This is a genomic window from Xaviernesmea oryzae, assembly GCF_900109605.1.
GTDB lineage: Bacteria > Pseudomonadota > Alphaproteobacteria > Rhizobiales > Rhizobiaceae > Xaviernesmea > Xaviernesmea oryzae.
On sequence record NZ_FOAM01000012.1, the window covers coordinates 123,306 to 146,897 of the forward strand.

Below are 23,592 nucleotides of genomic sequence, written 5' to 3' on the forward strand. Positions count from 1 at the left end.
ACCGGCTTTGTCCTGTTCCGTGCAGCGCCGCCGAACGTGCCGGCGGCCCCTCCCCTCTCGGCCTCACACCTCGGCAAGCACCACGCGGGCGCGGCTTTTCGCGCTCTCGATAGCGGCAAAGACCATGGCAAGGCTGCGGATATTGTCTTCGCCCACGGTTTCGGGCGGCACGCCGGTCTCGACGCCTTGAAGAAAGGCGGCGATCACGCTGGCATGGCCTTCGGTTTCCTCGGCGCGAGGCGCTTCCGGCACTTCGATCTCCTCCTGCTCGCGCAGGAAACCTTCCTCCGAGGCCACCCGCCGGGCAATGAAGCTGTCCGCCCCATCCCAGAGCACGGTGCCCTGGGTGCCGGTGATGCGCCACTGGCTCTCCCAGCTGGTATTGGCGCCTTCCGCGCACCAGGAGCCGCGATAGGTGAAGGTGACGTCATCGGCCATTTCGAAGATGGCGAAGGCGGACGCGCCGGTTCGATACCAGGAGCCGGGCGGATTGGTCTCATGCGCATAGACGGCCAGCGGCACCTTGGCCGAGACGAAGCGCGCAGCATCGAAGGTGTGGATCGCCATGTCGAGCAGCAGCACATGCTCCATCGCGTCGCGGAAGCCGCCGAAATGCGCGCCGATGAAGAAATCACAGTGAATGCCCGTCAGCGCGCCGATGGCGCCACTTTCGACGAAAGCCCTTAGCCGGCGAATACCGGGAATGTAGCGCCGGTTCTGCACCACCGCATGCAGACGACCCGCTTTTTTCGACCAGGCGATCATGCTCCGCGCTTCGTCCAGCGAGGCCGCCATCGGCTTTTCCGACAGCACATGGCAGCCACGGGCAAGCGCCGTTTCCACCACCTCAGCGCGGGCCACCGGCACTACTACGTCGAAAACCAGCTCGGCACCGGTCTCATCGATCACCGCGCCGAGATCGCTGCCGATCACCGCATTGGCCAAGCCGAACTCGGCAGCCAGCGCCTCGGCAGTTGGCGGGTGGAGATCCACAAGGCCGACGATCTCCACGCCCGCGCTCAAGTCAGGGTGCTCGGCAATGGCGCGCAGCCAGCCTTTGGCCATGGCTCCGCAGCCGCATAAAACGGTTTTCCTCGCCACGAAACCCCTCCTCTGGGTCCGTTCATCCTCTCGTTCACGGCCGCTTTTCCAGCCCCGGCCGATCAGCGGCTCCTTCCGCATGCCGACGACCGTAAACGTTTACGGTAATCTGCACGATCCATTTTTCCTGTCAAGCCGGAGAAGTGGATGCGCTGCGGCAAGATGAGATGCGGTGCGGCGGGCAGGTTAGGATCGTCTAGCTGGAGGCCGCCGATTTTCCCAATATTATCTGAGTGTTGAGAGGCTATCCATCATTGGAACGCAGGGTACAAGACCGTACCGATTTGCGGACTTGGCAACCCCTCATCCGACCCTTCTGGTCACCTTCCCCCCGCTGGGGCGAAGAGACATCGCGGCGCCATTCCATGCCACCTCTGCTGCAGCAAAACTGGTCATATAGCCTTTTTCTCAGCGCTCGATTAGGGGCGCCACGCTATCGTCTCGGTCTCTTCTCCCCAGCGGGGAGAAGGTGGCCCGAAGGGTCGGATGAGGGGGTTGCCAAGCCGTAAAACCTTCCATCTTGGACTATCTGCGAGGTTAGCTGCGAATCTGCATCGCCTTGCTCGCAAGCCCTTCCTTCGGGAGACCTTGCGGCGCTTTGAAATTACGCCCTCCAACGAAACGCCCGCAAAAACAACCTCGACCAGCCTCTCCCTATTTTGTTAGGCCCTGTTGGCGCATAGAGGATGGATGCGGGTCGAAGATGGGAACGATGCGCTTGGGGGAGATGGAAGAGGGCATGAAGGGCATCAGGGCGCTGGCGCGTCATCTCGATATTTCGATCGGCACAGTCTCACGCGCACTGAACGGCAAGCCGGACGTAAACCCGGAAACCCGCGCGCGGGTGATGGAGGCGGCCCGTGCGCTCGGCTATACGCCCAACCAGTCCGGCCGCAGCCTGCGCCAGGGCGTGACCAATACGATCGGCTTCATGATCGAGATGTCGCCAGACGCTAACGCCTCCGGCGACGACTTCTTCATGGGCGTGTTCGAAGGCGTGCAGACGGTGCTGAACCGCCATCGGCTCGATCTCGTGGTCTTTCCCTGCCCGGCCGAGGAGAATCCGGTCGATTATCTCAGCCGCCTTGTCGGGCGTGGCATGGTCGATGCCATGATCATATCGGCCACGCGCCGGCGCGACGACCGGATCGACTTCCTGGAAAAGACGCAGCTGCCATTTATCGCGCTGGGTCGCTCCGAATCCGGTCCCGACATGCGTTGGATCGACCTCGATTTTGAAGGGGTTGCGCACAGCTCGGTGGCACGACTGGTCGCCAAGGGCCATAGGCGCATCGCGCTCGCCATTCCCGACGGCGACATCAATCTCGGGCATGTCTTCCACGATGCCTATCGTGCCGCGCTTTCGCAGCATGGGATCGCGTATAATCCGGCCCTCCTGTTTCGCGTCGCGCGCGTCCTTGAATGCGGGGACGATCTGGTCACGGCGCTGCTGGCACTGCCGGAGCTTCCGAGCGCCATTCTGCTGTCGAGCGAGGTCATGTCCCTGAGCCTCTATCGCAAGCTGCAGGAGCGCGGCATCCGACCGGGGCGCGACATCGCCGTGATCGGCTTTCGAGACAATCCGCGCACCAGCTTCCTAACACCATCTCTGACCTGCCATTCGATCTCGCTCTCCGATCTCGGCCAGACGCTGGCCGAAACCCTGCTCGCGGGGATCCCGGCTTTTGCCGATCTCTATCCGGGCCGTGACCGCAACCTGATCTGGCCGATGGCGCTGGTACAGGGCGAAAGCGACGATTTCGACATCGTGCCCGAGCGTTGAAGCCTGGCGCCAACCGTGCTTGGCCGTGATGTGTCGATGCCGCGCCATGCGGGCCCCCACCCTCATCCCGTCATGCTCGGGCTTTCCCGAGCATGACGGGAAAAAGGGATCAGGGACCCGCCGCCGGGGACGACTGCGCTATTGCGGCTGGGCGGGCGCTGCAGGAGCGGCCGGGGCTGGGGCAACCGGCGCCGGTGCCGCCGCGTCACCGGGTGCCGGCGGGGCAGGCGGCGCCATGCCGGCCGGGGGCGGCGGCGGGGGCTGGAGGCCGGCCTGATCGGGGCCCTGGTCGGGGCTACGCTCGGCACGCTGTGGGCCGCAATCCGCACCCGGGCCACCGCGGGGGCCGTCGCGCAGGGCACGCGGACCATCAGGGCCGCCATCGGGCCCACCGCGCGGGCCCCATGCGTCCGGGCCATGCGGTCCCGGCCCGTGGCGCGGCGGCGGGGGGCCAAGGCGAAGGCTCTCGGTCTTGCCATCGGCGCCCGTCAGGCTGCGGGCATGGAGAAAGCCGTTCTCGAAGCGGCCTTCGATGGTGATCGGCTCGTTCAGCGTCACCAGCTTGCCACCCTCGCCGGCCGGTCCAGTTTCCACCAGCGCACGGCCGCTTTCATCTTCCAGCACGAATTTGTTGCCGAAGATCTCGACTACCTTGCCCTTGAGGCTCACCATGGCATCCTCGCTGAGGGTGGATACGGTGGCCGGTACGGCCGGCGTGGTGTCGGTGGGCGGATGGGCCAGCTTCATGGCTGCGGCCCCGCCGGCGGTGCCGAGCGCGAGGGCTGCAATCGCCACGAGCCCGAGCCGGGCGCGGCCGAAGCGGCGCGGTTCGTGGGCGGCCGGAGCGGCGGGAACGGCCTGGGGGATCTTCGTCTCTTCCGTCGACATGAACTGTCTCCTTTTCGTTCGACAGCCTCTTTCTAGCAAAGCCCTGCCCTCGCCCCGCTGAACCGCGCGGTTCAGCTTGAGTTCAGCCATTTCCTCTTAGATCCCCGGCAGATCGGAGCGCCAAAGCGGCCAAAGCCGCTCCCCCTTTTCCCCGTCCCGCTCTAGATCAGGATGAAGATCGGCTGCCCGCGCATCAGGTTCATCTGTTGAATGGACAAGACGCGGCGCATGCACCCTTGAGATAAAGACAGAAAGAGGCTCCCATCATGCGGGTTCTGCTGGTCGAAGATGATGATGATCTGGCCGAGCGGATTGCCACGCATCTGCGCGCGGAAAATTTCGTGGTCGACCGCGCCGCCAATGGCGAGGATGCGCTGCATGCCGGCACCACCGAGCGCTTCGATGTCGCCATTCTCGATCTCGGCCTGCCGAAGATCGATGGCGTCACCGTGCTCAAGGGCTGGCGCGCCGAGGCCGCCAATCTGCCCGTTCTGGTGCTGACCGCGCGCGACGGCTGGCCGGACAAAGTGGCGAGCTTCAAGGCCGGAGCCGATGATTTCCTCACCAAGCCCTTCAAGGTGGAGGAACTGGTGCTGCGGCTGCGCGCGCTGGTGCGCCGCGCCGCCGGCCATGGCAGCGCGCAGATCAGCTGTGGCCCGCTGACCTTCGATGCCCAGCTCGGCACCTTCGAACGCGACGGCCTGCCGCTGAAGCTCACCGCGCTCGAATGGCGCGTGCTCTCCTGCCTGATGCTGCGCAAGGAGATCGTCGTCGACCGGCGGGAACTGACCGAGCGCGTCTATGACGGCGATGCGGAAGTCGATTCCAATTCGCTTGAGGTGATCGTGGCGCGTCTCCGGCGCAAGATCGGGCCGGAACATATCGAAACGGTACGCGGCCGAGGCTATCGGCTGACAGCAGGCGAGACGACGCCATGAGCGGCAAGCCGAGCGACGGACCGGAGACGGGCGCGAGCTCGATCGACCGCATGGCTGAGAGCGTGGCAGTCTCTCCTACCAGCAGCCCGATCAAGACGCAGGGTCACTTGCGCGAAACGGCGGCGATCCAAGGACCGGCTCTTGGAGCACGCCGTCCCGTGTCCTCCACACGTGGACGGCGCGGCATGCAGAGCCTCTCCGGCCGGCTTCTGATCTTCTCCGCCGCCTTCGTCGCGGCCACCATGGCGGCAACGGCGCTCGTTCTCTGGCTGATCGTCGGCCATGTCGTGCGCGAGCAGGTGGACCAGCAACTCGATGTGCAGATCGAAGCGCTGAAGGGAAGTTTGCGGTTCGACGCCGCCGGCACACCTCGTCTTTCGGCCAGCTTCGATAACCCGCCTTTCGATAGGCCTGGCTGGTTCTGGCAGATCGATACGCCGGATGGCCGATTGAATGCGCCGCCGCCTACACACGGACCCGGCCGCCGGCCCGGCCATGATCGGCCGGGCGGCCCACCGGACGCGCCGCCACCGGAGGGGCCGACACCGGACCTGACCGCTGCCGAGCGGCCCGGGCCGGCTCTGCATCTGCGCCAACAAAGCGCGACGATCGACGGACGCGTGGTCACCTTCACCGCGTCTGCGCCGGAGGCTGCCTTGGCGACGCCGGCACGCGACGCCTTGTTCTGGCTGCTGCCGCTGATCCTGGCGCTGGGTCTCTTCCTGCTGATCGGCACCTTGCTGCAGATCCGCTTCGGCCTGCGTCCGTTGGCGGACCTGCACGGCGATCTTCAAGACATCGAGCGCGGCGCGCGCGACCGGCTGTCCGATATGCCGGTGCGGGAACTGGCGCCTGTGACCACCGAGATCAACCGCCTGCTGGACCAGAACGAGGCACGGCTCACGGAAACGCGGCTGCATTTCGCCAATCTCGCCCATGGACTTAAGACACCGCTTGCGAGCCTGCGCCTGGCGCTGGACCGGGAGACCGATCCGCAAGGGCGTCTTGCGGAGCTGGCCGAGCGCATGGAGCAACGCATTCGCCGCCATCTCTCGCTAGCGCGAAAGACGGCCGGCGGGGCGCTGACATCGGCAACGCCGCTCTCTCCTGTTATCGCCGACCTCCTGGCCGTCCTCAGACGACTGTACGAAGAGCGGGCGCTTTCCGTGACCACAGCCGGTGTCGAAACGCTGAGCCTGCGCTGCGACGAAAAGGATGCGGAAGAAATTCTCGGAAACCTGCTGGACAACAGCTTCAAATGGGCGCGCAGCCAGATCGCGATTTCAGCGCGGCGGGATGGCCGCAATGCCATCTTGTTGATCGAGGATGACGGTCCTGGAATTTTGCCCGAGCGACGTGCCGAGGTGCTTCGCGCCGGCGCGCGTCTGGACGAGAGCATGCCAGGTGACGGATTTGGTCTGTCCATCGCGGAGGAACTCGTGACGCTCTATGGCGGGCGTCTGGAGCTGGGCGAGGGCGCGCTCGGCGGTCTCTGCGTGCGCCTCACCCTTCCCGCTCTCGAACAGGCGTCATAACCCGGCGCCGGAAACCTCCATTGCTTTGACGATTGCGCCGCGACGGTTCGGCCTTTCACTCTCTTAATCGCTCCGTCCGTCGCGTTGACAGACCGCGTGTTGACAGCTGTCAACTCAGATCCTGCCAACACGCCACGCGCCCTGTCGCCGACCTGATGAATTCACGTCATACGACACAGGGGCCGACGCCGTCAGCCTCGTTCAAGGCGATCGACACCGCCATCATCCCCGTCACGCTGGATCGGCTTAGTCTTGCTAAGCTGTCGAAACTTGCGTGGGGAAAGCCGCCTGAAGGCCTTGATCTTGACGCGACTCAGGCTGTGAGGCACCGTAACGCTCGCAAACGAATTTGCCTTGGCGAAGCGTAAGTCGCCAAATCGGCTGTTAGCACGGCTCGGCCGCGTATTTACTGCACGAGAGAATCGGTGAACAGTCACGAGAACGGACTCTGGGCATGAATGACATGATGATCGATCGACGGCTGGAAGGCGATAGACTGGCAATCCCGGCGGATGAGGCCATTGCCGCGGATGCGCGTGCGCTCTCCGACCAGCTGAAGGCCATGCGCGACCGCCTCTTCGCGCCGTCAGCACAAAAGACCTTGCGCAGCTTCACCTCGGGCGAGGCAGCGCGGCTGATTGGTGTCTCCGATGGCTATCTGCGGCAATTGTCGCTCGCCGGCGAAGGGCCGCAGCCGGAAACCGGCATTGCCGGCCGTCGCTCCTATACGCTGGGCGATATCAACGCGCTGCGCCGGCATCTGAGTGAACAGGCGATTGCCAAGAACAATCTCGCCAAGGCACGCAGCTATATGCGCTGGCGCGATCCGGCACGTGGCGAGCATTTGCAGGTCATTGCCGTCACCAATTTCAAGGGCGGATCGGGCAAGACCACCTCCTCCGTTCACCTCGCACAATATCTCGCCCTGTCCGGCCTTCGTGTCCTGGCCGTCGATCTCGATCCCCAGGCCTCGTTGTCGGCGCTGTTCGGGTATCAGCCCGAGCTCGACCTGACCGGCAACGACACGCTTTATGGCGCCATCCGCTATGATGCGGAGATGCGGCCGCTCGCCTCGATCATCCGCAAGACCTATTTCGACGGGCTCGACCTCGTTCCGGGAAATCTGGAACTGCAGGAATTCGAACATGCTACGCCGCGCGCATTGTCGGAGCGTCATCAGGCCGTGGATGCGGGTCCGCTGTTTTTCGCACGCATCCAGGCGGCGCTGGAAAGCGTCAGCGACAATTACGATGTTGTGGTGCTCGATTGCCCGCCGCAACTCGGCTATCTCACGCTGTCGGCCCTTTGCGCGGCGACGTCCGTGATCGTCACCGTTCATCCGCAAATGCTCGATGTCGCCTCGATGAACCAGTTTCTGTTCATGACGTCGGACCTGCTGGCCGTGGTGCGCGAAGCCGGCGGCACGCTGAATTTCGACTTCCTGCGCTATCTCGTCACCCGCTTCGAGCCGAATGACGGTCCGCAGGCGCAGATCGTCGGTTTCATGCGCTCGCTCTTCGGCAATCGCGTGCTGACCTCGACCATGGTCAAGAGCACAGCCATCTCGGATGCAGGCCTGACCAAGCAGACGCTCTATGAGGTCGGCCGCGAGAATTTCACCCGTGCGACCTATGACCGGGCGCTGGAAAGCCTGAATGCCGTCAATTCCGAAATCGAAGCGCTGATCCATCAAGCCTGGGGACGCCAGGGGGATGGGCGCTGATGGCCGGAAATCGTAAGGATGCGTTGCGTTCGCTTTTTGCCGGTGGGCCGCTGAAACCCGCCGATATCATGCCTGTCCCCCATGATGGGGCAGATGCTCGCAGCGAAACATCACAGCACCATGACGCCGGGTTGACAGCTGTCAACCCATCCACAGACAAGAGCGTCGGCCTGCCACCCCGCACGGCCTCGGGCGCGGTCAAGGCCATGGGCCTGTCGCTTGGCGCCATGACGCGCGAGGCTGAGGAAGCCAAGCAGCTACGCCAGGCACTGGCCGAGGGCGAGCGCGTGGTGATGCTGGATCCGCAACTGATCGACGGCTCCTTCGTCACCGACCGTCTGGCCGATGGCGAAAGCGGCGATCCGGATTTCGAGGCATTGGTCAAGAGCCTCGACGAAAGCGGACAGCAGGTGCCGATCCTCGTGCGCCCGCATCCCATGAGCCAAGGCCGTTTCCAGACTGCCTATGGGCATCGTCGCCTTGCTGCGTTGAAGCGGCTGGGGCGCAAGGTCAAGGCGATCGTTCGGCCGCTGACCGATGACGAGCTGGTGCTGGCCCAGGGCAAGGAAAATGCCGAGCGGCGCAATCTCTCCTTCATCGAGCGCGCGGTCTTCGCCAAGACGCTGGTGCAGCGCGGTTTTGCCCGCAAGCTCGCCGGCGACGCGCTGGGCATCGACAAGACCGAACTTTCCCGCCTGATCCAGGTGGCGGAGTCCGTTCCGGATGCGCTGGCCCGCGCCATTGGTCCCGCACCCAAGGCCGGTCGAAACCGCTGGATGGCGCTGGCCGCACGGCTGGGCGACGAACAGGCCTGCCAGCAGGCGCTCGAGGCTGCCGAGAGCGAGGCTGTGCGCCAGCTCGATAGCGACGGGCGCTTTGCCGCCGTGTTCCGTGCGCTGGATGAGCAGACGGAAAGCGATGGGGCAGGGGAGGCGCTGACGGATCGCGCCGGTCGGACGATGGCGCGGCTTTCGCGCGGGCGGACCTTGCGCATCGCCTTTGCCACGAGCGTGCCGGCTGCGCAGCTGGCGGAGATTACCGATGCCATTGCAGTGCTGGTGGCGGAGCGTTTGAAACAGGGCTGATGCCGGGGGTTTTGACCCCGCTTTGCCTGATTGACACAGATTAGGGCCGCGGCTGCGTAAACGAGCTGCCAAAGGCCTTCACACCCATCCCGGAGGACGCATCAAAGCGCCGAGGGTGAGACCAGAGAGATCAACAAGGAGAAGGAAGACAGGAACAAGCCAAAAAAAAGGCCTCCAAAACGTCGCCATTCTGGAAGCCCTCTTCAATGTAGCAATTCAAGAGAATCACTTCCTCAGACCAAAGTCAAGAGTCGAACGGTTTTTCAGGAAGGGCTTGGAGTCGAATATCTTCATGGATTCGAAGAATTCGTGCTTTTTCAATCCCTTGTGAAACGGGCAGGAAAAACGCCGTGTGATGCGGCCATGATAATTTTCCTGCGGCAGCCTCAACCTCCTCACGAGATCCGCGCAGACGGACCGGGGGACGCAGGCCGCTTTCACTGATTCGCGGTTTTTGGTCCTTTCCACGCGACGCAGCATAGATACGGCAGATGAGACCGCAGCGCCCTTCGGCGCGTTTTGCGGAACGATCCCGTTTGTCTCCGGAACCGGTGATTCCTGACGATCCGAACGATGTTCGGGAAGTCTCGGATGCCGTGGTGCAAACTCGTCCATATGCTTCTTTCGAGGTGTTTGGCGTCTTGTGCCGATTTCACGGCGACAGACCTCGTCATGGCAGGGGCGACGTGCTCCTTCAGACGTTTCCATGCTCCTTGAGCCGCTCTTTGGCTCTCTTCGGGCGCATGGATTGGCGACAGCTTGAACGTGGACAGGCGCCCGCGGGGACTGGCCCGCGCTTCAAGGGGATCGACGTGCGTCCTGCCTGCTTTCGAAACGGCCAGAAGAGCCGGTCGAAGGCGGGCACGATCATCATCGCCGAAGGTCCGCGCTGTCGCAGCCGGGCTCTTCCTCGTTGCTGCGTTCCTGGAAACGACGTTGTGATGGTTTGCCGACACGTATGGGATCGATGAGGTCATGGGATGCGGACGCTTTTGCGTTTTTCATCGCCTGCACCGTCATCATGAAGGGTTTTTGGCTGGGAAACCGGTCATGCCTCCTCCCTGCGTCCTTCCTTTCCGCTCGCCTCGCCGCTTTCGCAGCGGATCGAACTATGACGGGAAGTGGGTGTTCGGCTTTCCATCCACTGCCGCTTGAGCATCGCACTGATGGTCCAGGCAGGGCAGGGGAGGCGTGGGCATGATCGCCTGCCGGCACCGCCGGCGGGAACGATGATCTGTGCCTGCCCGATCCCGATCGCATCGACCCCTCGATGAGGGCGATGCTGTCGGGGTCCTCGACGCCTCTACGGCCATGCATCCGGACATCGGGGATGCTGTCGAACGGCGTGAGCGCTTTTCTTAAAGGCTTGGTCTGTCTCCTGATGAAGGAGCGGTCCCATGGACATGGCCATCGAGCATCAGACCGAACTGCGGGCACAAGGCCTCAGCCGAAGCGCCAGAGGGATCGGCGGGCAATCTTTCTCGCCGCGCAATCGCGCGGAGGCGCTGGCAGCCCTCATTCCCGCTCGGTTCGCGCCGAAGACGGATGTGCCGCAGGACAGCGAGCCCAAGCGCGCAAGCGGCGCGAGTAAAGTGCGGCCAGCGGTTTCGTCCGGCCCTGGCGGACCGGCCCGGCCGCCCATGTCCGCGCTCGCCAGAGCGCGTGGGGTTGCCGTCCAGCGCCAGGCGCGCAAGGGCGCGCTGGATCCCATCAGGCCGGACAAATGGCAGCTTCTGCGGGCGCTGACCGAGGCGCGCGTTCAGTTCGATCTTAGCGATCGCAGCCTTCTCGTTCTCGAAGCGTTGATCAGCTTCCATCCCGAGCGTCAGATCGACGGACAGCATCCCGCCATTGTCTTTCCCTCCAATGCCGAACTGATCCTGCGCGCCCGTGGAATGGCCCCGGCGACGCTGCGACGCCATCTGGCAAGCCTTGTTGCCGCCGGGATGGTCCTTCGCCGTGACAGTCCCAATGGCAAGCGCTATTGCCGGCGGGGACGAGGCGGACAGGGCGACCAGAGCTTTGGCTTCGATCTCGCCGCGTTCGCCCGGCGCGCACCCGAAATTATCGATGCCGCCCGCCTGGCTGGCGAACAGAGCGAGGCGCACCGGCAGTGCCGCACGGAGATCACACTGCATCTGCGCGCGGTCGCCGGCATGCTGGCACGCCCGCTCGAACAAGGCAGCACGCCAAGCCTCTGGACAATGCTGAAGGACAGGCTGACAGCGCTTTCCGGCCGCGTGTCACGCACCGCCCCGCTCGGCAGGCTAGAAGCCCGGCGCGATGCGCTGAGCCGTCTGAGAGCTGAGGTGGAGACAGCCTATCTGCGCGACGAAAAGCGGTCTGAAATGAGCGCCAATGACGCCCAGAATGAGCACCACATTGAGACACCAGAATCAGATGATCTTTTGAATGCAAAGCCTGAGCAGCCAGCCAGAGTGGCCAAGGGTGAAGCAGCGGCAGCGGACCCCTCTTTGGCCCCAGCAAAGGACGAGACGGTCCCCATCCTGGAAGATGGACCGCCTTGCACGGCAAGGAATGCAGAAACCGGAGACAAAAGCGCGCGCAGCGCCATGCATCGCCGCCAACAGCCTGTTTCCCATCCTGTCACAGCACAATGCCCCGCGCCTGATCTTCGGGATCTCGCCCGCCTCTGCCCCGATTTCTGCGCCTATGCGCCGAATGGCCTGAGAAGCGCAGGAGACGCCATGCGCACCGCCGATCTGGTCCGACGGATGTTCGCCATCTCGGACAGCGCCTGGCATGAGGCCCGGCATGTGTTCGGCTGGGACGGCGTGATCATGATCATGGCCGCGATTACCCAGCGTGCTGAGGCGATCCGCTCCCCCGGCGGCTATCTGCGCCAGCTGACGATGAAGGCGAAGAAAGGACAGTTCCGCGCCACGTCGCTTCTTCTGGCGGTGAAACAGTCCAGTCACGCATAAGTGAGGCTGAACGTCACGAAACTTGTCCGCCAGCGTACACAGCGGCTGAAGCGCGACAAAAGGTGCAAGAAACGGATTGCGCTACCTTGGCGCTCTCAACGGGCATTCCTGATGATAATCGGCTGCGATCTGTAAAAATTACAACCTATGAGAGATAGGTCGAGATATGATAGTGCTGATTGGCATTTTTCTCAACAATTGACATCTAAACTAACGGTTCTTTATAATCGTGCGCGAGGGGCATCTTCAGACATTTTCCGACAACATTAGGCCATACTTACTCCGAACGAACATGCATAGAGCGTGGTATTCCCAGTCAGCGCAACCGTCGCACTTCCCGGCCGATCTTTCCGCGATTTTCGGCACCTGCACACCTGCAAAGACATCCATCGCCATCTCCGGCACGCAGACAAAGCTCGGTCCGATCCTGGTGGCCAGCCTGGAGTTCAAAGGCCGGCTAAAGATCGAACTGCCGCCTGAAAACGATGATTTCCTGTTTCTCTTCACTTGCTTCGGAACCGTTCACCTGAAGAGCGCGAGCAGAGCCGCGTCCATTCCGGTCGGTCACGCGGTTGCGGCCTCCGGTGGAGCAACGCTGGAATTCGAGGAGCCGGTGGCCGTCAATCTCATCCGGGTCGAGCGGGACACGATGCTGCGGCGCCTGGCGCAAATCACCGACCAGCCCATGAGCCGTGCCATCCAGTTCGAGCCGGCGCCCGTGCCGGTCAACCACGAAAACGGTGCATCCTTGATGCCGGAACTGGTGGAAGGCTTCAGCGCACTCGTGCAGTCGCCGCTCCTGAAAGCCGGGATCGGTCGCGACCCACGCCAGGAGAGCGTGGCGACGATCATCGTCGACAGTCTGATTATCGCCTACCCCCACAATCTCAGCGCGGATTTCGCGCAGGACGGGCAGCAGATCGCACCGCGCCATGTGAAGCGGGCGATCGAATATATCCATACCCATCCCATGGACACGGTCGATCCGAAAACGCTGGCCGATCTCGGCGGCGTCAGCGTGCGCGCGCTGCAATATGCCTTTCTCGCGACCACGGGAAAGACGATCAGCGAATATCAGCGCCATCTGCGCCTGCAGCGGGCCCATGATCTCGTGCGCGATCGGCCTGATCTCTCGCTCGGCGCGATTGCCGATATGTGCGGCTTCAGCTCTCTGGCCGCCTTCGGCCAGTCCTTCCGGAAGGGCTTCGGCATCTCGCCCTCGAGCCTGCGCAAATCGGGCGACTGATCGCCCCAAGGTAAAAGCCTGGTCTGTGAGGCCTTGCCGTCGCGATGGGCCTTGCCCATTCCAAGCAAGACAGGACGGGTTGGATTGGCCGAGGCAGGTCGGTCCCGCGCAGCCTCGGCTATCGCCGATGGAGGCAGGCAGCCAGCCCAAACCACGCGTTGCGCTATTGCAGCTGCGCACGATTATTGTTTGAGCGCAGCTTTCCATCTGCATGCATGCCAAAATTCTAAAAATCAAACTTTACGCAAGCTTTAAACGAAATCCTCCGGGCCGCGCCTCCAAGGGGGTTTCAGACGGAGAGTTTGCATATGGCAATCGTCAAGAAATATCAGAAGCAGATCAATGACGCGATGACGGGGGTTGTCCAGGCACGGGCAGCCGGCGCCGTCTCGCGCGATGCCGACCAGCAGCGCAAGCGGGCGCGCACGCTGGCCAAGCAGCAGCAGGCGGCCGAGCGCATCGCTACTGCCACCGCCGAGATTTCGGCCGGCGTCAACGAGGCGGCCGCCGCCTCGGAAGAACTGAAGCGCGCCTCGGATCAGATCGCCTCGGGCGCTGCCGAAGCCGCCAGCGCCGCACAGGAATCGCTCGTCGCATGCCGCCAGATGGGCGATGCGATCACGCGCCAGCTGCGGGCCGCCGAAATCAGCCGTACCAAGATGGAAGCGACCCAGACCCTGGTGCAGCGCACCAGCACGGATGTCGCGAGCCTGATCACCAATGTCGGCGTCGCCGCCGAGCGCCAGGCCGCCTCGGTCCAGCTCATTGCCGAGCTGGAAAAGCAGGCCGCCAATATCGGCGATATCGTCAAGGCCGTCGGCCGCATCGCCGACCAGACCAACCTGCTGGCGCTGAATGCCGCCATCGAGGCCGCCCGCGCCGGCAAGCACGGCAAGGGCTTTGCCGTCGTCGCCGACGAAGTGCGCACGCTCGCCGAAACGTCGGAAAAATCCGCCAAGCAGATCGCCGATCTCGTCGGCCAGATCCAGGTCGACGTCAAGGCGATCACCGAGGGCATCAACACCTCGGCGGAAACCATCAATGGCGAAGTCGAGAAGGGCAAGGAAATCACCGCCCAGCTCGAGCGCGTGCGCCTTGACGCGATCGACATCGTCTCGGGCGTCGCCGAAATCGCCACGGGCGCCGTTCAGTCCAATTCGGCCGCACTGCAGGCGCTCAAGGGCTCGGAAGAAATCGCAGCCGCCGCTGAAGAACAGTCCGCCGCCGCCGAGGAATCGGCGAAATCGGTGCAGGAACAGGCAACGGCACTTGCGGAGTGCGAACAGACCGCACAGAGCCTGACCGAGCTGTCGGAAGAGCTGAAGAACTCCACCGATATCGCTAAGAGCTCGGAAGAGGTCGCCGCCTCTTCGGAAGAACTGTCCTCGGCCATTCAGGAAATCAACCGTTCGGCCAGCCAGATCCTGACGGCGCTGGAAGAAATCCGCCGCGGTGCACAGGCCTCGGCCGCCGCCACGGAACAGTCCGCCGCCGCCATGACCCAGATCGAGCGCGGCCTGGAAATCGCCCAGGGCCGCGCCTCCCAGAGTGTCGAAAAGCTCGGTACGATGAAGACGCTGCTCGGCGTCAACAAGACCTCGGTCGATCAGCTGATCGAAGGCATCCTGACGTCGGCCAGCGCCACGCGCGTATCGATCAACCAGGTGAAGGATCTGGCGGTCGTTTCCCGGCGCATCGACAAGATCGTCGAAGCCATCGCCAATGTCTCGATCCAGACCAACATGCTGGCCGTCAACGGCTCGATCGAAGCGGCGCGTGCCGGCGAATTCGGCAAGGGTTTTGCGGTCGTTGCCACCGACATCCGCAATCTCGCCCGCGACTCGGCCGAAAATGCCGACCGCATCAAGGATCTGGTGAAGGCCGTTCAGGACCAGATCCAGACCGTCAGCCGCGATCTCGACGAAATCGTCGAAGCCGCAATCGGCGAGGTCGAGAAGGCCAAGGTGACCACCAACAATCTGGTCGCCATCGAGACCGATATCGGCGCGGTGGAAACCGGTGCGGCCGACATTCTGGCGACCGCCAACGAGATCGCTGCCGGCATCGCCCAGGCCAAGGCGGGCATCGACCAGATTTCCACCGCTGCCCAGCAGGCGGAACGTGCGGCCGACGAAGCCGCGACCGCCGCACGCCAGCAATCCCAGGGCGCCGATGAGCTCGTCACCGCCGTCGAGGAAATCGCCTCGCTCGCCGACGAACTGCAGTCGGCTGCCTGAGGAAAGGAAAGCCCATGTCCTTCGACGAAGCCGTCGCCGACACCGAGGACGCGCCCGATCTCGAGACGAACGACAATCAGTTCGTTACCTTCTCCGTGGCCGGCGAGATCTTCGCCGCGCCCATGGCGCCGGTGCAGGAGATCATCCGCGTTCCCGGCCTGGCGCAGGTGCCGCTCGCACCGCCCTCGCTGCTCGGCCTCGCAAACCTGCGCGGCCGCATTCTGCCGATCGTCAATCTCAGGCGGATCTTCCGCCTGCCCGACGTCGACGACACGGAGGCGACCCGCGCCCTCGTGATCAATCTGGGCACGCCGCTCGGCTTCGTGGTGGACCGTGTCGCCAGCGTCATCGCCGTCGACGAGGCGCATATCGAGCCGGCGACGTCGATCGGCGCCAGCGTCGATGCCAAGCTTCTGACCGGCGTCGTCAAGACCGCGCAGAACGAGATCATCATGATCCTCGATTTCGCGGAAATCATCGCCCGCGAATTCGCCAATACCGCCGTCGCCAAGACAGGCAACCTGCCGGTGGAGGGCGAAACCGCCGCCGTCATGTACAGCGAGGACGACGAGGACAATGCCGACGAAATCCAGCTCGTCTCCTTCCGGGTCGAGGGGCAGGAATATGCCGCCGACATCGCGGCCGTGCAGGAAATCGTTCAGATGCCCGACAAGGTCGCGGCCCTTCCCAATGCGCCGCATCACGTGCTCGGGCTGATGACGCTGCGCGAGCGGCTGCTGCCGCTCGTCTCGCTGCGCGCCATGCTGGCTCTCCCGGAAACGGGCCGTCAGGACAGCCAGCGCATCGTGGTTCTCGCCCTTGGCGAGGGCAAGGCGGTCGGCGTCGTCGCCGATTCCGTCGACGAGGTGCTGCGGGTTCCCCGCGAACAGGTGGAGGTGCTGCCGGCCATTCTGGCAAGCCAGGGCGGGCTGGACGAGATCTCGGCCGTTTGCCGGCTCGAGGGCGGCAAGCGCCTGGTTTCGGTTCTCGATACCGCGCGCATGTTTGCCAGCGTCGATCTGAAACAGGCGCTCGCATCCGTCAGCTATGAGGAAGAGAGCATGTCCGACAATGGCGAGTTCGAGGATCACGAGGTCATCGAAGACGAGGAGCAGGTGGTGGTCTTCCTGCTGGGCAGCGAAGAGTTCGGCGTGCCGATCGCCACGGTGCACGAAATCGTGCGGGTGCCGGAATCGCTGACGCATGTGCCCAAGGCGCCCGATTTCGTCGAGGGCGTCATCAACTTGCGCGGGGCCGTTCTGCCCGTCATCGATCAGCGCCGCCGGCTGAACCTGGAGCCGATCGAGCGCAACGACCGCCAGCGCATCATGGTCTATGCGCTGAACGGCAAGCGCACGGGCTTCATCGTCGATTCCGTGACCGAGGTCTTGAAGATCCCGCGCAACGCCATCGAGCGCTCCCCCAAATTGTCCTCCGACCAGCATCGCATCCTCGGTCGGGTGGCCAATCTGGAAAACCAGAAGCGGGTGATCATGCTGATGGACCCGGACGCGCTGCTCTCCGACACCGAACTGGCAGATCTCGACGCGTAAGGCCGAACACCATGCCCCTGAAAATTCTTGTCGTCGATGACTCCGCACTGATGCGCAAGCACCTTGTTTCCCTCTTCAAGGACGAGGGATTCGAGGTGCAGATCGCCCGCACCGGGCGGGAAGCGCTGATCGAGCTGCCGCTCTTTCGCCCTGACGTGGTCACGCTCGACATCAATATGCCGGAGATGGACGGGCTGACCGCCCTGTCGCACATCATGACGGAACAGCCGACGCCAACCGTCATGGTGTCATCCCTGACCGAGAAGGGGGCCTTGGCCACGCTGGAAGCGCTGGCCATGGGGGCCGTCGATTACATCCCCAAGCCCGGCGGAACGATCTCGCTGTCGATCAATTCGATCGCCGATACGATCGTCGACAAGGTGAAGATCGCCGCCCGCGCCCGCATCAAGGGCCAGGCGCCGCGCCAGAACGCGGCGCCGGCTACCAATCCGCCCAGTCGAACGCCCGCCGCCCGTCCAAGCGCGAAGCCGGCCGCCGCGCCCGCCGTCGCCCGTCCATCCGCTCCGCCAGTCCGTCGCCCCGCCGGTCCGGTCACGGCGGCGCCGATCCGTGTCGCCCCTCGCAGCTATGCCACGGCAAGCGGCCCCTTCGGCCTGGTGCTGATCGGCGTTTCCACCGGCGGGCCGCGCGCCCTGGAAGAGATCCTGCCTGGACTGCCGGCCGATCTGCCCTGGCCGGTGGTGGTAGCCCAGCACATGCCGGCCGCCTTCACCGCGTCCTTTGCCCAGCGGCTCGACAATCTCTGCCCGCTGAAGGTCAAGGAAGCGACGAGCATGGAGGAGCTGAGGCCGGGCACGGTCACCATCGCGCGCGGCGGTGCGGATCTGACCATCGGCCGGCGTGGCGGCCGGCTCGTCTCGATCATCCAGCCGGAATCGCCGCGCTTCACCTGGCATCCCTCGGTGGAGCTTCTGGTCTCCTCCGCGCTCGAGGTTGTGCCCCCGCGGGATCTCGTGGCCGTGCAGCTGACCGGAATGGGTCATGATGGGGCCGATGCCATGGCCGCGCTCAAGCTCGGCGGCGGGCGCACGATTGCCGAAAGCGAGGAGACCGCCGTCGTCTTCGGCATGCCGGCCGAGCTGATCCGCCGCGATGGCGCCTCGATCGTTCTGCCCTCGGGCAAGATCGCCGGCCATATCCGCCAATGGCTGCGCAGGCCCGCTTGATGGCGCCCTAATCGCAGTGACCCCCTCGGGCGCGCCATCCGCCGACATGGCCGGGGCCGGCTCCAATCAGGCCCTCTGGCAAGAAACCGACTGACAACAGGGAACGACCGCATGCTGATCCGCAGATCCGAGACCGCTTCCGCGCCGCAGGTGCCGGACGCCGAGCGCAGCCTCGAAGACCATGTCGCGGCGCTCGCCAGCACCGAGGCCGCACTCCGCCTGGAGGCGACGCGCCATGTGGCCGAAGCCGGCGATGGCCAGGCCGTGGCGGCGCTGTGCACGGCGCTTGCCGCGGAGCGGGAGAGCGTGGTGCGCGATGCCATGGCGGTGGCGCTTGCCCGGCGCGGCGGCGCCGACGTGGTGGAAGGCCTGCTGCCGCTGCTGCGATCCGATGAGGCGGCCGTGCGCAACATCGCCATCGACATCTTGAAGGAGCTGCCGCTCGACGTCGCGCCGCGCATGGAGGCGCTGCTCGACGACGAGGACCCCGACGTGCGCATCTTCGTCGTCAACGTGTTGGAAGCCCTGCGCCATCCGCGCGTGGAAGACTGGCTGATCGCCGTGATCACCATGGACCAGAACGCCAATGTGGTGATCACCGCGCTGGACCTGTTGAACGAGGTGGGCACGCCGGCAGCACTGCCGGCGCTGGAAAATGTCGTGCGGCGCTTTCCCGACGAGCCCTTCGTCGCCTTTTCGGCGGATATTGCGCGCAAGCGGATCGGGAGCGGCCGATGACAGCCAGCACCACCCTGACTACACCCGTGATCACCGAGCAGGACTTTGCCCGCTTCGCCGAATATTTCTACCGGCGCACCGGCATCCTGTTCGAGGCGAACAAGCGCTATTTCGTCGACAAGCGGCTGATCGACCGGATCAACGCCACGCAGTCTGGCGATTTCGCCAGCTATTTCCGCATGCTGCGCCTCCACCCCTCGGGCACGGAAACGCAGATTCTGACCAATATGATGACGGTCAACGAGACCTATTTCTTCCGCGAGGCCTATCAGTTCGATTGCCTGACCCAGCATGTGCTGGACGAGGTGCTGGCCTATAAGCAGCCGGGCGATCCGATCCGCATCTGGTGCATGCCCTGCTCCACCGGAGAGGAGGCCTATTCCATCGCCATTCACCTGATGGAATGCTGGCCGAAGATCGACCGCTACGATGTCGAGCTGCTGGCCTCCGATATCGACACGGCGGTTCTGGACAGCGCGCGCAACGGCATCTATTCGCCGCGCTCTGTGCAGGGCGTGACCCCGGCGCGCCTGTCGCGCTATTTCCAGCGGCTGCGCAATGGCAACTGGCAGATCAGCGAGGATCTGCGCCATTCGGTCGATTTCGTGCGCGCCAATCTCAACAAGCCCGAGGATCTCTGGCGCTTCAGCCGGATCGACGTGGTCTTCTGCCGCAACCTCTTGATCTATTTCGACGACATGTCGCGCCGCGCGGCCGCGCAGGCCTTCTTCCAGGCCATGAGCCCGGGCGCCTTCATCTGCCTGGGCCACTCGGAATCGATGAGCCGCATCTCCGGCCTGTTCAAGGTGCGCAAGTTCGGCAGCACGATCGTCTATCAAAAACCGCTTTTCGGGGAAACGGCATGAAACAGGTCCTGATCATCGACGATGCGACGACGGTGCGCATGTACCATCGCCAGATCCTCAACGAGGCCGGCTTTGCCGTCGACGAATGCATCAACGGCGTGGAAGCGCTCGAAAAGGCGCTGTCGGTCCGCTACGACCTGTTCATCGTCGACGTCAACATGCCGAAGATGGATGGCCTGACCTTCCTGCGCGAGCTGCGCGCCCGCGGCGAAGTGCACCAGGCGCCGGCCATCATGGTCTCCACCGAGGCCGAGGAGCGCGACCATGAGGCGGCCTTTGCCGCCGGCGCTAATTTTTACCTGACAAAACCCACCAAGCCCGGCGCGCTGGCGCGTGCCGCCGCGCTTCTGACGGGAGGCACGCCGTGAATTCTCTGCTGCAGCAATTTCTCGTGGAGGCCCGCGATTTCCTGGAGGAGATCGGCCAGCAGCTGCTCTTGCTGGAGGAGGGGCCGGACGACGGCGCGGTGGTCGGCGAGATCTTCCGCCTGGTTCACACGCTCAAGGGCAATTCCGGTCTGTTCGACATGCCGAGCCTCACCAGCGTCGTCCATGCCGCCGAAGACCTGCTCGACCGGGTGCGCGATCGCACGCTCGACATGGATCCGGAACTGACCGACGCCCTGCTGGCGGCGATGGATTTCGTTGGCCGGATGCTGGAGGAGGTGGAGGCCACGGGCAGCATTCCCGCCGCCTATGCCGGCCAGTCCGCCGAGATCGCCGCCGATCTGCGCCGCCGCCTGCCGGCGCGCGACGACAGCGCGCTCGGCTTTGGCGAGGAGCCGGAGGCGACCACCGATCCGCCGGCGTCCGGCGCCTGGCTCGCCGCCCTTGGCGAGGATGTGCGCGCGCAAGCCGCCAAGGCGGCCTCGCTCTGCGCCGTGCATTACCGGCCGGAAACGGACTGCTTCTTCAAGGGTGACGATCCGCTGCTCTTGATGCGCAACCTGCCGGGGCTTGTCGGCTTCAAGGTGGAGCTGGCCGAGCCCTGGCCCGAGCCCTCCATGCTCGACATCTACCGCTGTAACCTCGTCTTCGACGCGCTGAGCACGGCCGAGCCGGGGGAGGTGGAGCAGCATCTGCGCTATGTGCGCGAGCAGGTAGCGATCTACCGGCCGGCCCTGGCGGCGCTGGCGGTGATCGATGGCGAGCCGTCGTCTGCCGGCGGGCCGATGGTCGCCCCTGCCTTCGCGGAGGCCGCCGCTGCCTGCCTGTCGTCCGGCGACCGTGCGGGCCTTGCCGCCGCTGCCGAGGCCGCGCTGGACATGACCGCCGCCAAGAGCCAGCCGGCCGCAGCCCTGCGCTGGATCGCCCGTCTGGCGCCGGATCCGCGCGTGACGTCTGCCGATCTTCAGGCGCTTGTCGCTGCCGTGTCCACCGGCGTGGTGCCGGCCTGGCCCGCTGAGGACGGCGCGGCCGTCCTGTCTGATGCGCCGGCGCCGGGCATGGCCGCCGCTCCGGATGCGGCTGTTGCTGTTGCTGCTGCGCCCTTTCCGCCCACGCCGGGTGCTACCCCCTTGCCGCTCACCGTGCTCAGGGGCGACGATGCGGTGATGTGGCGTGAAATCGCCCTTGCCCAGCACCGGCTCCTGACCACGCGCGCCCGACCCCAGCAGGTCAAGGGCCGCATCCATGCTGCCTATCAGGCGCTGGCAGGCCTGATCAGCGCCGGCGGCCGCCCGGATCTCGACCAGCCGCTGCAGGCGGCGCTCGATGCCGCCGTGCTTGCCCAGCAGCCGGAAGTTCTGGCCGCCTTCGTGACCGAACGGCTCCTGGCCGAGCGGGACGCGCATGAAAGCCTGACGCCGCCGCCGCTCGCGCCCTCGCTTGCCGCGCTCGAAACCGCCGCGCCCGCGCCACCGGTGCGGGCCGAAGCGCTGGCCGCTGCCGTCTCCGCGCCCGCACCCGTTCCTGCATCGGCCGCGCCCGCGCTTGCCGCGAGCCCGGCCCTTGCGCTGTCGACGCAGGCGGAGCCGGCCACGGCGCGTGGCAATGCTTCGCCGGCTAAGCCTGATGCGCGCCCGGGCGCGATCGAACCTGCCGCACGGTCCCAGGGCTCAGTCGCGAGCAGTGCGCGTGCCGCGCCCGGCCCGCAGCCGGAAGGCCCCGGCGGCCTGGAAGGCGAGCCCGGCCGGCGCAATGACGGCGAGAAGGGCGTGCGCGTTCTGAAAGTTCCGCAGGAGAAGGTCGACCGGCTGATGGACCTGATCGGCGAAATGGTGGTGGCCAAGAATGCGCTGCCCTATCTCGCCGCCCGCGCCGAGGATCATTTCGGCTCGCGCGAGCTCGGCCGCGAGATCAAGGCGCAATATTCGATTATCAACCGCATTGCCGAGGAAATGCAGGACGGCATCATGCAGGTGCGCATGCTGCCCGTCGGCGCGGTGTTCCAGCGCTTCCCGCGCCTGGTGCGCGATGTCGCCCGCCAGCTCGGCAAGGTGGTCAAGCTGGTGGTCGAGGGTGAGGATACCGAGGCCGACAAGAACATCGTCGAATCGCTGGCCGATCCGATGATCCATATTCTCCGCAACAGCCTGGACCATGGGCTGGAAACGCCCGAGGCCCGGCGCGCTGCCGGCAAGCCGGAGGAAGGCCGCCTGTTCGTGCGCGCCAGCCAGGAGGGCGACCGCGTGCTGATCGAGGTGGAGGATGACGGCAAGGGCATCGACCCCGCCGTGATCCGCCGCAAAGCCTTCGAGAAGGGCGTGATCGACGAGCAGCGGCTGGAAAGCCTGACGGATGCCGAGGCCGTGCAGCTGGTCTTCGCCGCCGGCTTCTCCACCGCCGAGCAGATCTCCAACCTGTCGGGCCGCGGCGTCGGCATGGACGTCGTCAAGTCCAGCCTGGAAAAGGTCGGGGGCCAGGTGACGCTGACCAGCGAGGTGGGCCGTGGCACGCGCATCATGCTTTCGCTGCCGCTGTCGATGAGCGTCTCGAATGTGATGATGGTGATGATCGCCGGCCAGCAATATGGCGTGCCGATGGAAGCCGTGGTCGAGACCGTGCGCGTGGCCGGCGAGGATATCCACGTCTTCAAGGGCCAGCGCACCGCCGTTCTGCGCGGGCGGATCGTGCCGCTCTATGGCGCCAACACGCTTCTCGGCCTCGCCCATGAGCCGGTGCCCAATGAAGATGGCGAATATGCCGTGCTGGTGGCGCGCATCGCCGGCCAGACGGTGGGGATCATCGTCGATGGCTTCGCCCAGACCATCGATGTGATCCTGAAGCCGCTCGACGGGCCGCTTGCCCATCTCGTCGGCTTCAGCGGCAGCGCGCTCTTGGGCGATGGCAGCGTGCTTCTCGTGCTCAATCTGAAGGAACTGATCTGATGGCCATGCGCTTCACCAAGACCAAGGCGATCCTCTCGGGCGTGTGCACGGTCGAAGAGGCTGAGCGGCTGTTCGAATGGCTGACGACCAATCCGAAGGGCGAACTGCAGCTCGGCGAGGTCACCCACCTCCACACCGCCGCGCTGCAAGCCATCGCCGCCTCGGCCAACCGCATCACCAAAATGCCCGACGACCCCATCTCGGCCTCCGCGCTCGGACAGCTTGTCAAGGCGTGACCGGGAGATAGGCAGCGTCGCCGCGCGCGCCGGCACATGAATGGTGCCGCGTCCTGCGGACGATTTTCCCAGTGCACGACACAAAAGATTTGAAGCGTGGCAGCCCCCTCATCCGGCTGCCAACATCTTCTTCCGCTGGGGAGAAGATGTCGGGCCGCCGTCTACGCCATCTCTAGCGCCGCAAAACCGGCTATATTTTTCAG

The 23,592-nt window shown here is 64.8% G+C and carries 19 protein-coding genes; 15 read left to right on the top strand and 4 right to left on the bottom strand.

Annotated features, from left to right (window positions below; translation table 11 throughout):
* Positions 1-63 precede the first annotated feature (63 nt).
* On the bottom strand, positions 64-1,101 hold the full coding sequence (locus BMX61_RS15895; protein WP_267890824.1) for a Gfo/Idh/MocA family protein: 1,038 nt from the start codon (positions 1,099-1,101) through the stop codon (positions 64-66).
* A gap of 739 nt (positions 1,102-1,840) precedes the next feature.
* Between BMX61_RS15895 and BMX61_RS15900 the strand changes: the two genes are divergently transcribed.
* Positions 1,841-2,884 carry a LacI family DNA-binding transcriptional regulator gene (locus BMX61_RS15900; RefSeq protein WP_075626210.1) on the top strand — a complete coding sequence of 348 codons (1,044 nt, stop codon included), beginning with the start codon at positions 1,841-1,843 and terminating at the stop codon, positions 2,882-2,884.
* Between the two features lie 138 nt (positions 2,885-3,022).
* Here the strand turns inward: BMX61_RS15900 and BMX61_RS24735 are convergent, their stop codons facing one another.
* Positions 3,023-3,772, bottom strand: a complete 750-nt coding sequence (locus BMX61_RS24735) for a hypothetical protein (RefSeq protein WP_075626115.1) — start codon at positions 3,770-3,772, stop codon at positions 3,023-3,025.
* 266 nt (positions 3,773-4,038) lie between these two features.
* On the opposite strand from BMX61_RS24735, the gene BMX61_RS15915 reads away from it, so the two are divergent.
* The 4 genes from BMX61_RS15915 to repB all read left to right on the top strand — a co-directional run bounded on the left by BMX61_RS15915 (position 4,039) and on the right by repB (position 9,053).
* A complete protein-coding gene (locus BMX61_RS15915; protein WP_075626114.1) occupies positions 4,039-4,710 on the top strand; it encodes a response regulator transcription factor in 672 nt (223 codons plus the stop codon).
* Positions 4,707-6,245: a sensor histidine kinase gene (locus BMX61_RS15920; RefSeq protein WP_234794711.1), complete on the top strand. Its 1,539-nt coding sequence runs from the start codon at positions 4,707-4,709 to the stop codon at positions 6,243-6,245. The genes BMX61_RS15915 and BMX61_RS15920 overlap by 4 nt, the downstream gene beginning before the upstream one ends.
* 454 nt (positions 6,246-6,699) lie before the next feature.
* Positions 6,700-7,968: a plasmid partitioning protein RepA gene (repA, locus tag BMX61_RS15925; protein ID WP_083639270.1), complete on the top strand. Its 1,269-nt coding sequence runs from the start codon at positions 6,700-6,702 to the stop codon at positions 7,966-7,968.
* The gene (repB, locus tag BMX61_RS15930; protein WP_075626113.1) at positions 7,968-9,053 is read left to right on the top strand and encodes a plasmid partitioning protein RepB; all 1,086 of its coding nucleotides are present in this window, start codon (positions 7,968-7,970) and stop codon (positions 9,051-9,053) included. Before repA ends, repB begins: the two co-directional genes overlap by 1 nt.
* A gap of 225 nt (positions 9,054-9,278) precedes the next feature.
* Here repB and BMX61_RS24350 read toward each other — a convergent pair whose 3' ends face one another.
* Positions 9,279-9,668 carry a hypothetical protein gene (locus BMX61_RS24350; RefSeq protein ID WP_139198946.1) on the bottom strand — a complete coding sequence of 130 codons (390 nt, stop codon included), beginning with the start codon at positions 9,666-9,668 and terminating at the stop codon, positions 9,279-9,281.
* 255 nt (positions 9,669-9,923) lie between these two features.
* On the bottom strand, positions 9,924-10,076 hold the full coding sequence (locus tag BMX61_RS24895) for a hypothetical protein (RefSeq protein WP_175577643.1): 153 nt from the start codon (positions 10,074-10,076) through the stop codon (positions 9,924-9,926).
* Positions 10,077-10,450: 374 nt separating this feature from the next.
* Between BMX61_RS24895 and repC the strand changes: the two genes are divergently transcribed.
* The 10 genes from repC (at position 10,451) to BMX61_RS15985 (ending at position 23,389) form a co-directional block, all read left to right on the top strand.
* A complete protein-coding gene (gene repC, locus BMX61_RS15940) occupies positions 10,451-11,998 on the top strand; it encodes a plasmid replication protein RepC (protein WP_083639269.1) in 1,548 nt (515 codons plus the stop codon).
* 292 nt (positions 11,999-12,290) lie between these two features.
* Positions 12,291-13,244: a helix-turn-helix transcriptional regulator gene (locus BMX61_RS15945; RefSeq protein ID WP_075626112.1), complete on the top strand. Its 954-nt coding sequence runs from the start codon at positions 12,291-12,293 to the stop codon at positions 13,242-13,244.
* A 308-nt stretch (positions 13,245-13,552) separates the two neighbouring features.
* Complete coding sequence (locus BMX61_RS15950; protein ID WP_075626111.1) at positions 13,553-15,481, top strand: methyl-accepting chemotaxis protein; 1,929 nt, start codon at positions 13,553-13,555, stop codon at positions 15,479-15,481.
* A 14-nt stretch (positions 15,482-15,495) separates the two neighbouring features.
* Positions 15,496-17,034, top strand: coding sequence for a chemotaxis protein CheW (locus BMX61_RS15955; protein ID WP_075626110.1), 1,539 nt, complete (start codon positions 15,496-15,498; stop codon positions 17,032-17,034).
* 11 nt (positions 17,035-17,045) lie between these two features.
* Positions 17,046-18,221 carry a chemotaxis-specific protein-glutamate methyltransferase CheB gene (gene cheB, locus BMX61_RS15960; RefSeq protein WP_075626109.1) on the top strand — a complete coding sequence of 392 codons (1,176 nt, stop codon included), beginning with the start codon at positions 17,046-17,048 and terminating at the stop codon, positions 18,219-18,221.
* Between the two features lie 111 nt (positions 18,222-18,332).
* Positions 18,333-18,959 (top strand): HEAT repeat domain-containing protein, encoded by a 627-nt coding sequence (locus BMX61_RS15965; RefSeq protein ID WP_075626108.1) that lies wholly within the window; start codon positions 18,333-18,335, stop codon positions 18,957-18,959.
* Positions 18,956-19,825 carry a CheR family methyltransferase gene (locus BMX61_RS15970; protein ID WP_075626107.1) on the top strand — a complete coding sequence of 290 codons (870 nt, stop codon included), beginning with the start codon at positions 18,956-18,958 and terminating at the stop codon, positions 19,823-19,825. The genes BMX61_RS15965 and BMX61_RS15970 overlap by 4 nt, the downstream gene beginning before the upstream one ends.
* A complete protein-coding gene (locus BMX61_RS15975; RefSeq protein ID WP_075626106.1) occupies positions 19,822-20,193 on the top strand; it encodes a response regulator in 372 nt (123 codons plus the stop codon). Before BMX61_RS15970 ends, BMX61_RS15975 begins: the two co-directional genes overlap by 4 nt.
* Positions 20,190-23,153 carry a chemotaxis protein CheA gene (locus BMX61_RS15980; RefSeq protein WP_075626105.1) on the top strand — a complete coding sequence of 988 codons (2,964 nt, stop codon included), beginning with the start codon at positions 20,190-20,192 and terminating at the stop codon, positions 23,151-23,153. The genes BMX61_RS15975 and BMX61_RS15980 overlap by 4 nt, the downstream gene beginning before the upstream one ends.
* Complete coding sequence (locus tag BMX61_RS15985) at positions 23,153-23,389, top strand: hypothetical protein (protein ID WP_075626104.1); 237 nt, start codon at positions 23,153-23,155, stop codon at positions 23,387-23,389. The genes BMX61_RS15980 and BMX61_RS15985 overlap by 1 nt, the downstream gene beginning before the upstream one ends.
* The last annotated feature ends 203 nt before the right edge of the window (positions 23,390-23,592 follow it).

Excerpts from the sequence above, each read along its gene's own strand:
- BMX61_RS15900 (WP_075626210.1), top strand. The coding sequence starts at position 1,841 with ATGAAGGGCATCAGGGCGCTGGCGCGTCATCTCGATATTTCGATCGGC.
- BMX61_RS24735 (WP_075626115.1), bottom strand. The coding sequence starts at position 3,772 with ATGTCGACGGAAGAGACGAAGATCCCCCAGGCCGTTCCCGCCGCTCCG.
- BMX61_RS15915 (WP_075626114.1), top strand. The coding sequence starts at position 4,039 with ATGCGGGTTCTGCTGGTCGAAGATGATGATGATCTGGCCGAGCGGATT.
- BMX61_RS15920 (WP_234794711.1), top strand. The coding sequence starts at position 4,707 with ATGAGCGGCAAGCCGAGCGACGGACCGGAGACGGGCGCGAGCTCGATC.
- repA (WP_083639270.1), top strand. The coding sequence starts at position 6,700 with ATGAATGACATGATGATCGATCGACGGCTGGAAGGCGATAGACTGGCA.
- repB (WP_075626113.1), top strand. The coding sequence starts at position 7,968 with ATGGCCGGAAATCGTAAGGATGCGTTGCGTTCGCTTTTTGCCGGTGGG.
- BMX61_RS24350 (WP_139198946.1), bottom strand. The coding sequence starts at position 9,668 with ATGGACGAGTTTGCACCACGGCATCCGAGACTTCCCGAACATCGTTCG.
- BMX61_RS24895 (WP_175577643.1), bottom strand. The coding sequence starts at position 10,076 with ATGATGACGGTGCAGGCGATGAAAAACGCAAAAGCGTCCGCATCCCAT.
- repC (WP_083639269.1), top strand. The coding sequence starts at position 10,451 with ATGGACATGGCCATCGAGCATCAGACCGAACTGCGGGCACAAGGCCTC.
- BMX61_RS15945 (WP_075626112.1), top strand. The coding sequence starts at position 12,291 with ATGCATAGAGCGTGGTATTCCCAGTCAGCGCAACCGTCGCACTTCCCG.
- BMX61_RS15950 (WP_075626111.1), top strand. The coding sequence starts at position 13,553 with ATGGCAATCGTCAAGAAATATCAGAAGCAGATCAATGACGCGATGACG.
- BMX61_RS15955 (WP_075626110.1), top strand. The coding sequence starts at position 15,496 with ATGTCCTTCGACGAAGCCGTCGCCGACACCGAGGACGCGCCCGATCTC.
- cheB (WP_075626109.1), top strand. The coding sequence starts at position 17,046 with ATGCCCCTGAAAATTCTTGTCGTCGATGACTCCGCACTGATGCGCAAG.
- BMX61_RS15965 (WP_075626108.1), top strand. The coding sequence starts at position 18,333 with ATGCTGATCCGCAGATCCGAGACCGCTTCCGCGCCGCAGGTGCCGGAC.
- BMX61_RS15970 (WP_075626107.1), top strand. The coding sequence starts at position 18,956 with ATGACAGCCAGCACCACCCTGACTACACCCGTGATCACCGAGCAGGAC.
- BMX61_RS15975 (WP_075626106.1), top strand. The coding sequence starts at position 19,822 with ATGAAACAGGTCCTGATCATCGACGATGCGACGACGGTGCGCATGTAC.
- BMX61_RS15985 (WP_075626104.1), top strand. The coding sequence starts at position 23,153 with ATGGCCATGCGCTTCACCAAGACCAAGGCGATCCTCTCGGGCGTGTGC.